General features: G+C 36.9%; 9 protein-coding genes. 6 read left to right on the forward strand and 3 right to left on the reverse strand.

Annotation, left to right across the window (positions count from 1 at the left end):
- Positions 1-177 precede the first annotated feature (177 nt).
- The gene (locus AC1Z3T_RS20890; protein WP_100886214.1) at positions 178-510 is read left to right on the forward strand and encodes a hypothetical protein; all 333 of its coding nucleotides are present in this window, start codon (positions 178-180) and stop codon (positions 508-510) included.
- Between the two features lie 174 nt (positions 511-684).
- On the opposite strand, the gene AC1Z3T_RS20895 is transcribed toward AC1Z3T_RS20890, so the two are convergent.
- Complete coding sequence (locus AC1Z3T_RS20895) at positions 685-1431, reverse strand: TIGR04219 family outer membrane beta-barrel protein (RefSeq protein ID WP_004823949.1); 747 nt, start codon at positions 1429-1431, stop codon at positions 685-687.
- A gap of 138 nt (positions 1432-1569) precedes the next feature.
- On the opposite strand from AC1Z3T_RS20895, the gene AC1Z3T_RS20900 reads away from it, so the two are divergent.
- The 4 genes from AC1Z3T_RS20900 (at position 1570) to AC1Z3T_RS20915 (ending at position 6018) form a co-directional block, all read left to right on the forward strand.
- The gene (locus AC1Z3T_RS20900; protein ID WP_100886213.1) at positions 1570-3018 is read left to right on the forward strand and encodes an aldehyde dehydrogenase family protein; all 1449 of its coding nucleotides are present in this window, start codon (positions 1570-1572) and stop codon (positions 3016-3018) included.
- Positions 3019-3075: 57 nt separating this feature from the next.
- Positions 3076-3666, forward strand: coding sequence for a DUF1287 domain-containing protein (locus tag AC1Z3T_RS20905; protein ID WP_100886212.1), 591 nt, complete (start codon positions 3076-3078; stop codon positions 3664-3666).
- Positions 3667-4385: 719 nt separating this feature from the next.
- A complete protein-coding gene (locus tag AC1Z3T_RS20910; protein WP_004823944.1) occupies positions 4386-5864 on the forward strand; it encodes a sodium-dependent transporter in 1479 nt (492 codons plus the stop codon).
- 10 nt (positions 5865-5874) lie between these two features.
- Positions 5875-6018, forward strand: a complete 144-nt coding sequence (locus AC1Z3T_RS20915; protein ID WP_004823942.1) for a methionine/alanine import family NSS transporter small subunit — start codon at positions 5875-5877, stop codon at positions 6016-6018.
- Positions 6019-6075: 57 nt separating this feature from the next.
- Here AC1Z3T_RS20915 and rsmB read toward each other — a convergent pair whose 3' ends face one another.
- Both rsmB and fmt read right to left on the reverse strand, forming a co-directional pair.
- A complete protein-coding gene (rsmB, locus tag AC1Z3T_RS20920; RefSeq protein WP_005034925.1) occupies positions 6076-7383 on the reverse strand; it encodes a 16S rRNA (cytosine(967)-C(5))-methyltransferase RsmB in 1308 nt (435 codons plus the stop codon).
- Positions 7380-8339, reverse strand: a complete 960-nt coding sequence (gene fmt / locus AC1Z3T_RS20925) for a methionyl-tRNA formyltransferase (RefSeq protein WP_483396963.1) — start codon at positions 8337-8339, stop codon at positions 7380-7382. Before fmt ends, rsmB begins: the two co-directional genes overlap by 4 nt.
- A gap of 789 nt (positions 8340-9128) precedes the next feature.
- Here fmt and AC1Z3T_RS20930 point away from each other — a divergent pair.
- Positions 9129-10534 (forward strand): ESPR domain-containing protein (locus tag AC1Z3T_RS20930; protein WP_483396965.1); only part of this gene is annotated, 1406 nt, incomplete at its 3' end.

Raw genomic sequence — 10534 nt, forward strand, 5'->3', positions numbered from 1 at the left:
CGTGAAGAAAAGTGAAAAAGTCCCATAAAAGAATATAAAAAGGAAGAAAAAGCTATATGGCATAATTATTTTAGCATCGCATTTATTGAAATGGATGTAATACATGCATTTTACGCCATTGAGGCACGCTGTACTTTGTGTTAAAAAAGAATCACTAATGATAAGAAAATAATCAATATGCTCATTTTCCAATTTTTCTTCACCGATTATGATGGTGATGAAGTTATACCCGCTCAAACTCAATATGCATCTATAGATGAAATCATAGAACTTATGCAATCTGTTTTAATTCGACCGGAAAACTTTTTGGGGATTGTCGATAAAAATGATCGAACTTTACAGTTTATTGTAAACTCTGATTATTCATTAGATGCAGATATTCCAATACCTGATCAAAAAGGCTCTTATACAAAAAGGTTAAGCTTAGAAGAAGCGATTAAGATTGTGCAGAAACAGACAGAGTATATTCAACTTGATGCAATTGAAGGTATGACTTTCATGAAGTGGTAGATTTTTAACGGGTAATTCGATTTCGTTCAATTGTTTTAACTAGAAAAATAAAAACCCTCAGACATCCTTGCCTGAGGGTTTTATATTGGTGATATAACTAGATATCTAAAAAAATCCTCAGCGTATCTAAGAAAATGCTGAGATCATCGACATTCAAGATAACGGTTTTAATCATTAAAAGTGTGCATTTAAGCCAATATATGGACCTTTAAAATCGAACTTCATATCACGTTTATCTAGGTCACTGAGTTCAATATTGAGTACACGATAACCTACTTTAGCGCCAAGATCTAAAACAATAGATTTGATAAAATCATATTGAACTTCCGCTTGGGCATCTGTGATTTTTACATCATTAATATTGGTATAAGTTGCTTCAGCTTTAGCACTTAGACCAGTAAAGGGTAATTTTGCGCCAGCTTCTGCATAAATAATAGGTGCATATTCATCTACGTTGACATTTTCTGAGAATTGTTTGACTGAGCCGTTGAGCTTAGTTGCACCTAAGCCAATATCTGCTTTTACAATGTTATCTAGGATTTCATAGTAAAGAATTAAATCGGTATGGTCTAAATCAATTTTAGTTTTGGCTAATTCAGTCTTAGTGTCAGTTTCAGTATTTAACTTTGTATACTTTAATTTTACATTTGGAATAATTGGAATAGGGTGTTCAAAAGCAAGTGAAGCTTGAACTGTACCTTTCTGATCTAAATCATATTTTGAGTTTAAGTCAATATAAGGATCTAATAATAAATTATCTGAACCTGTTTGGTTAGATAGACTGGATGTTTTGTGATTGATTTGAGATGTACCATCAATACTCCAATAACTAATATCTCCTTTTAAACCAATAAAATCAGCTTGGGCAAATGAGCTTAAACCTAGCACTGCAATAAATAATGGTAATTGAATAGCTTTCATATTTCCTTCTTGATGAAATAATTTTTCATCTGATATTTTTGTTACTTAAATAGGATTCAATACAACATAAACTGTGGGCATGATATAGAGGTTTATTAAATTTTGCATTATTAAAAAAGATGAAATCGAGGATATAACATGAGTGAGACTATTGACGAAACAGTGTTTGAACTACCACTTTATGTTGCAAATAAGGCAGTAAAAACAGGGAAATGGCTCGAGGTCTATGACAAGTTTTCTGGTCAGCTATATGCAAAAGTCGCTTTAGCTGATGCAAAAACCTTAGAAAAATCGATCAGTGCAGCAGTAAACGCTGAAAAGGAAATGGCAGCACTGAAACCCTTTCAAAAGCAAAAAATACTTTTACACTGTGTTGGTCGTTTTAAAGAATTGCGTGAAGAATTAACTCAGCTTTTGATTGTGGAAGGTGGAAAGCCAAAACTTGCTGCCGCAGCAGAAGTTGAGAGATTGATTAATACTTTTCAAATTGCCGCAGATGCCGTATCCACGATGAGTAATGGTCATTTGATGCCTTTAGCGGTGACAGCTGCTGCATCTGCGTACAGAGGAATGGTGCAGCATGTACCAATTGGCGCAATTTCCTTAATTAGTCCTTTTAATTTTCCGCTGAATTTAACTGCACATAAAATAGCACCTGCGATAGCAGCAGGTTGTCCATTTGTACTCAAACCAGCCAGTTTGACACCCATTTCTGCATTAAAAATCGCAGAAATTTTAGCGGAAACAGATTTGCCTAAAGGTGCATTTTCAGTTTTACCCTGTCCGCGTGAACATGCGGATGTGTTGGTGACGGATGATCGTTTTAAATTATTAAGTTTTACTGGCTCGGATCAAGTTGGTTGGGATATGAAAGCGCGAGCAGGACGTAAAAAAGTTACTTTAGAGTTAGGGGGTAATGCCGCTGTGTTGATTGAGCCAGATACAGAGCTCAATGATGCACTGTTTGATCGAGTGATAAGTGGTTCATATAGTCATGCTGGTCAAGTCTGTATCAGTGTGCAACGGATTCTTGTTCATGCCGATATTTATACAGAGTTTAAGAAGAAGTTGGTAGCGAAACTGAAAAAGATACGTGCCGCAGATCCAAGTTTAGAAACCACAATTGTTGGTCCAATGATTAAAGCATCTGAAGCACTCCGATTAAAAAAATGGCTCGATAAAGCAGAGAAAAAAGGCACTAAAATTTTATTGGGTGGTGCTTTATCAGGTGTTTTATTTGAGCCAACGTTGCTAGAAAATGTAGACGAGTCACTTGAGATTTATCAAAATGAAGCGTTTGGTCCAGTGGCAATTTTAGAAAAGTATAGAAACTTTGAAAAAGGGATTGAGATCATTAACACAAGTCGTTTTGGTCTACAGGCAGGGATCTATACACAAAATCTCAATAAAATGCTCTATGCATGGGATCATTTAGAAGTGGGTGGGGTAATTATCAATGATATACCGACTTTTAGAGTGGATAATATGCCTTATGGAGGTGTCAAAGATTCAGGGCTGGGACGTGAAGGTATTCAATTCGCTATTCGTGACATGCAAGAAGAGCGCTTGCTTGTGATTAAACAATAAGCCATATTAAAGGAGCCTCGGCTCCTTGTTTTGTTAATTTTTTGAATAGAGTGAAAAATGATAATAAAAACTTTACCTCAGTGGATTTCATTGGTTTTCCTGTCCTTACTTAGTGTGCAAATTTGGGCATTTCAGGCTGAAAAACTAGTCAATGACGCGCGATCACAAATCTGGAAAACACTTTATTATGATCCGAGCTATACCCAACTCAAGTATCCAATGGGCGATGTACCTTTGGTCAAAGGAGTATGTACTGATGTGGTGATTCGTGCTTTACGTCATCAAAACATTGATTTACAAAAGTTGATTCATGAGGATATGCAACGAAATTTTAAAAAATATCCGCAAAAGTGGGGTTTAAAATCGACTGATAAAAATATTGATCATCGACGGGTACCCAACATCATGACTTATTTTCAACGACAAGGTTATCAAGTCAATGATCAGAAATATCAAGCGGGTGATATTGTCACTTGGGATTTAGGCAAAGGACTCACACACATTGGCATTATTTCAGATAAGACAACACTTTTATCCAAAACCCCTTTGGTGATTCATAACATTGGTTATGGAACACGTGAAAACGATATTTTATTGAGCTATAAAATTATAGGGCATTATCGTTTACCTAAAAACTCAAGTCCCTAATAGACCTTTGATCATAAAAAGATTTTGACAAATTTTAAACGAGATAAAGCGATACATCTTGAAATTCTTAGGATGCTTTAGAAAAAAATCTATGCTTTTAAGTTTGTTAAAGCAGACGACTTTTATGGTTTAAATAGACTCTTTTTTGTAATGCCTTAACTTATTTCTTTTTGTTGTAGGGCATGCAAAATAGTTTTTTTTACTCAAATAAAAAGTTGTTAAAAATATTCTCCCTAGGGAATATGAGGTGTATTTTTCCAAGTGTTGATAAGCAATTGGTGATCGTCTCAGCTCATGATTAAAAGTTGACTTATGGTCGATCAATCAAAAAATAAAAGAATAGAGATCCGTATATATTGCTTATCTTTTTAATTAACACGTCTAAAAAGCTGAAATTAACAGTAAATCAGATCATTATTTCGACAGGGTGAGATAAAAAATAGCCATAAGAGATAAATGGTATAAAAAAACCAAGAAAATTGTCACAATTTACAGATAAATCGATATAAAACAGGTATTGTTAGTCCATTAAACAGTCGTTTTCTATTGAAGCGCTTTAACCAAGCAATCAACACAATGACTGGTTTGGAATAACAACAAAGTGCTCAAAAGGTGCTGTTTTATTCGAACAACAAAATTTTAAAATTGGTACTTCTTTTGCTCGCAGATGACAATGACAAAAAGCGGCATTGGAGGACATCTACAGAATTAGGTGTTTTATGACAGAATCTCGTGAAAACTGGACATCACGATCGGGTTTTATTATTGCAGCTGTTGGATCGGCTGTGGGTTTAGGCAACATTTGGCGTTTTCCTTATGTTGCTTATGAAAATGGTGGTGGTGCATTTTTAATTCCTTATTTAATAGCATTAATTACTGCTGGTTTACCTCTATTATTTTTGGATTATGCAACAGGGCATAAAAGCAATAACTCACCACCTAAAGCGTATCGTGCTTTATTCAAAGGGGGTGAAACTTTAGGTTGGTGGCAAGTCTGTGTCTGTATCATTATTGGTTTATATTATGCCAGTGTGCTGACTTGGGCAGGCAGCTATGTGTACTTCTCTATTGGTCAGTTATGGGGAAATGATCCTGAAAATTTCTTCTTTAATACCTATCTACAAACATCTAAAGCAACTGGTTTTGATTTCCAATTTGTAGGTCATTTATTTTGGCCTATCGTTGGAATTTGGGCACTTACTCTGATCATTTTATTTGGTGGTGTCAAGAAAGGTGTTGAATTCTCGAACAAAATTTTCATGCCATTGTTGTTTATTCTATTCACTATTCTTGTGATTCAGGCATTACGCTTACCAGGTGCAGTGCAAGGTTTGAATGCATTCTTTACCCCAAACTGGGCAGCGATGTGGGACTATAAAGTTTGGCTCGCGGCATTTGGTCATACTTTCTTTTCTCTTTCAGTTGGTTTCGGGATCATGGTGACCTATGCATCTTATCTTAAACCGAAAACCAACTTGACTGGTTCTGGTCTGATTGTTGGTTTTGCCAATGCTTCAACTGAAATCTTGGCAGGTATTGGTATTTTTGCTGCGCTTGGTTTTATGGCATTTGCAGCAGGGAAGCCTGTTGATCAAGTCGTGAGTGGTGGTATCGGTTTGGCATTCATTGCGTTCCCTAAAATCATTTCGAGTTTAGGAGCTGGTGCTGATTTATTTGGTTTATTGTTCTTCTCTTCTTTATTTGTGGCTGGTATTTCTTCAATGGTGAGTATCCTTGAAGTACCCATTGCGGCAATGCAAGACAAGTTAAAGTGGGGACGTAAAAAAGCCGTGACTATCATTGGTGGTGGTAGTGCGATTGTTTCGATCTTCTTATTTTCAAGTGTGAATGCAATTAAACTGGTTGATATTGTCGATCATTTTATCAACAATATTGGTATTATTGGTGGTGCACTATTGTCAATTATTGCAGTGGCATGGTTTAAACGTTCTGCATTGATCGAGTTGCGTGATCATGTGAACCGTATTTCAACTGTTCAATTAGGTAAAGGTTGGGATTTCACATTAACCGTCATCACTTCTTTGATTTTGCTGGTAACTTTATGTATGACCATTTTTAGTTTGATTAAAAATGGATACGATACATATAGTGCAAGTATGTTGATGTTCTTTGGTTGGGGCAGTGTGATTTTCTGTGCTGTGGTGGCTTTAGTACTCAGCAAAATGAAAGATCGATAGGAGCAGCAAAATGAATACATCAGCTATTATTATGATGATTATTTCAATGGTGTTTTTATGGGGAGGATTAATTCTCTCGATCTTACACCTCATGAAAAATCCTGAAGAATTAGACGAGGTTCTTGAAGAAGTTAAAGATCAACATACACTTTGATTTAACTATTCATCTAAAGTCAAAAAAGCAGGCTATATTGCCTGCTTTTTTAGTCTGTTAAGCGAGTTTTTTGATTCGACAATAATAAAAACCATCACCATGATCAGTTTGCGGAAGTAATTGACGACCATGAATTTGTTCAATTCCCCAATCAGCATCAATTTTTATTTCTTCGGCATCTGTATGTTCTGCAAAGAATTCCACCATTTGTTGTTCATTTTCAGCTTTAAGAATTGAACAGGTGATATAAAGCAGGGTTCCACCGACTTTAAGTTGTTGCCACATATGATTCAAAATTTGCTTTTGCAAATCGACCACTTGTTGAATATCTGTAGACTGTCTGAGTAAGCGAATATCTGGATGACGACGCATTACACCGATTGCAGAACAAGGCGCATCTAGGATAATGCAATCTACAGGTTGCGTATAAGTCCATGTTGTAGCATCAGCTGTGATGATTTCTACGTCAGCATAGGCATTTAATTCTAGACGTTCCAAATTTTCAGAAACACGTAAGAGGCGTTTAGCATCATGATCAAGCGCAATTAATTTTTGTGGATTAAAGCGCTCTAAAATATGTGCTGTCTTTCCACCAGGCGCTGCACATGCATCGATAATAATTTTATCATCTAAATTTGGTAATAACGTGGCACAGAGTTGAGCGTGTTCATCTTGAACGGAAAATCCGCCTTCTTCAAAGCCCGGCAAATGGGTAATATTTCCAGTTTGCTCAAGTACAATACCAACATCAGAAAGCATACAAAGTCGAGCATCAATCTGTTCTTCCTCTAAGATATCTAGATATTCATCACGACTAATCTGACGTTCATTGATACGCAAAGTCAGTGGTGCAACTTGTTTTAAGTTTTGACAGATTTCATCAACTTGGTTTGTCCAATCTTTTTTTAGTCGTTTGAAAAGCCAACTCGGTAAGCCATGAGTTTGGTTCAATACAGTTTCAAATTCTGATGTTTCACGTGAAACACGACGAAGGATAGCATTAACCAAGCCACTCATTGGCTCAAATCCTAGTTGTTTAGCTGCATTGACTGTTTCTGAAATCGCTGCATGTGCAGGAATACGCGTACATAAGAGTTGGTAGAGCCCAAGATATAAGCAACTTTCAAGCGCTTCATTGTCCAATGGTTTTGTTAATAGCGGAAGCGTAACGGCTTTTAAGGAATACCATTGACGTAAGCAGCCCAATGTTAGTTCATGGTATAAACCACGATCACGTTCAGAAACGGTGTTGATATGTTGGTTCAACACAGATGCTAAAGATTGACCATTTTGAACAGCAACAAGGGTTTTAATCACTTGGGCACGCAAATTCAAATTTTTTGCAGAGGATTGAATTTGACTCATGCGAATTGATGTCCTACAGATAGTTTATGACCTTGGATGATTTGAACGGGATTAACGGCTTTGCCTCCAGGCCACTGTAAACTGGTGAGACAAACTACGCCTTTACCACAGACCACATGTACGCCTTGCTTGTCCATTTCAATAATCGTTCCGACGTCTTCGCCGTTTGCAATTACATTAGAAATTGTTGCATTCCAGATTCTTAGATTATTGCTTTCATCAATTGGAGTAAAGGCAACAGGCCAAGGGTTAAATGCGCGGATAGTGCGGTCAATTTCAATAGCAGATTTGCGCCAATCAATCTGGGCTTCTGCCTTAGTCAGTTTGTGGGCGTAAACGGTGAATTGTTCGTCTTGAACTTCACGTGCTTCTAAGTATTGTAGTAATTTTTGCTCTGATTCAAGCACTGTGCAGATTGCTTGAGCACCTTGAGTTGCAAGTTTTTCATACAAGCTTGCGGAAGTATCCATTGTTGTAATTGGGCAAAGGGTTTTATACAACATATCCCCTGTATCTAATCCAGCTGCCATTTTCATAATTGTCACCCCAGTTTCAGTATCACCTGTGGCAATTGCACGCTGAATGGGCGCAGCACCACGCCAACGAGGTAATAATGAGCCATGAATATTTAAACAACTGTATTTAGGTGTGTCTAAAATACTTTGGGGCAAGATTAAACCATAAGCAGCAACCACCATCACATCAGCACCTAAAGCTGCAAGCTCCTGTTGAGCCGCTAAACCTTCTTCAGTGGATGCCTTGAAATGCAGGGGTTGATAAACAGGTAAATCATGCGTTAACGCAAGTTGTTTTACTGCTGAAGCTGTCAATTTTTGTCCACGACCTGACTTACGGTCCGGTTGAGTATACACAGCGACGATTTCGTGGTCAGTTTGAATCAGTGCTGCTAATGCTGAAGCTGCAAATTCGGGTGTGCCTGCAAAAATGATCTTCAAAGGTTGTGCTCAGATTAAATTTTAAAGTCAATTATAGCAAACATGGTTCTATGGTGGGATTTTCAAATGAAAATTTGATTTTCTCCAAATGTGAAAATTAATTATATTATTTTGACACAAAGCTATTTATTTATGATTTTGACCTATCTATAGATCTGTATGTTTCTTTTGATTAATGAATCTGATGCGATTTTGATCGCAGTATGGGTGATATTAAAAAATAATGTGATTTAAGTCACATTTAATAGACTGTGTTTTATAAAAATTAGAATCATTTTTCAGAGTATGGTTTCTTACATATTGAAATAATGATCTGTTTTTTTGTGTTTTGTAAAGTTTTTCTAAACAAAATTAATAAATATTACTCAGAAAAACACAAAGTAGTGAAAGATAAAAATAAAAAGCTATTAAGAAAAATTGTAAACACAAAGAATGTAAACTTAATAAAATATAATTTTGAGGAATGAGTCACACTTATTTTCAACAAATGTGACAAAATTTGTCACATGATTAATTAGAAATAATGTGATTTTAGTAAAACTTTACAATGCTGAGGATAAATATAACTCTATGTTTTTTAAATGTAAAATATTAAGAATGTAAAATAATATAGCTTAATTTCAAAAAAATTAAACCAATTGGTTTAAAAGTTAAAAAAAGTGAAATATATCTCATTTTTTTGATTGCTTTCATTGTATGTAAATTGTTAAATAAAAAAAATTGTACATTTTATATGCATTGTTAAAGCAGAACCTACTGTCAAAAATGCATCTCCTAAGGAAAAGTGATATGAATAAAATCTACAAAGTGATTTGGAATGCGACTTTGTTGGCATGGGTTGCAGTATCTGAATTGGCAAAAGGGAAAACCAAATCTTCTAAAGTAACGGGAATTATTGGCGCTGCGACAGTTAGCTTGATGGTAACGTTTAGTCCTGAAGCATCTGCAGCGATCATAAATACGGATACAAGTTGTGTTACAGGTTCTGCTGGGGCTGTAGGAAATATAAATCCTGGAACTACAGGTACACAAGCAACTGATGGTTCGGGAACATATTCTTTGGTTGCAGGCTGTAATGCCAAAGGGAACAATAATCTTGCTGCAACAGTATTTGGAAGCTTCTCAGAAGTTACGGGGACAGCAGGAACAGCTTTAGGTCACAATAGTCAAGCCAATGCTTTTGGTACAGCTGTAGGTGTTGAGAGTCGCGCTACTGCTGCTGGGAGTACGGCAATTGGTGAAGGCACTCAGTCAACTGGGCAAAATGCTGTGGCATTGGGTGGTACTGCGACAGGGACTGCTGCAGGAAATGTATTATCTGTGGCAAATGCTGTTACGGCTTCTGGTAGCGGTGCTGTGGCTATCGGTGGTAATGCAACGAGAGGCGCTCAGTCTGCTGGAACGGATGCTGTTGCAATTGGTGCACAGTCTACTGTCGCAGCAGCTGGTACTGGTGCAGTGGCTTTGGGTGCAAGAAGTAATGCTTCGGCGGCTACTACTGTGGCTATAGGGGATGGGGCAAATGCATCAATTGCAGGTAGTATTGCTTTAGGAGCTAGCTCAACGACTTCTGCATCCGTAAATAGTACAGCACAAACAATCAATGGTAAATCTTACACAGCAACTGGTACTGCAAGTACAGGTGTTGTAAGTGTTGGTTCTGGTTCAATAAAGCGACAAATACAAAATGTTGCAGCGGGTCAAGTCACAGCTTCTAGCACAGATGCAGTGAATGGTAGTCAATTATTCAATACAAATACTGAGTTAGCTAAGGTTGCGACAGATACAGCTGCGGCTTTAGGCGGTGGCGCAGCTGCTGGTACGACGGCTGGTGGTATAACAGCTCCAAGCTATACAATCACAAAAACAGATGCAAGCACAACAACTGTCAACAATGTTGGCGCAGCAGTGAATGCGTTAAACAATGAGGTAGTTAAAGCAATTACCTTCAACGGAACCACAGGAACGACCAACCAGAAATTAGGTTCATCTATTGCAGTGATTGGCGATAGTAAAAATATTTCTACTGCGGTTACTACAAATCAAATTAAAGTTTCTATTTCTGATAATCCAACTTTTACAACAGTTACTACTGGGAATAGTAAATTAGATAATACTGGTTTAACCATTACTGGTGGTCCAAGTGTTACAACTGGTGGCATTAATGCAGCCAATACTGTAATCAGTAATGTTGC

This window comes from Acinetobacter sp. B-6, assembly GCF_056930735.1.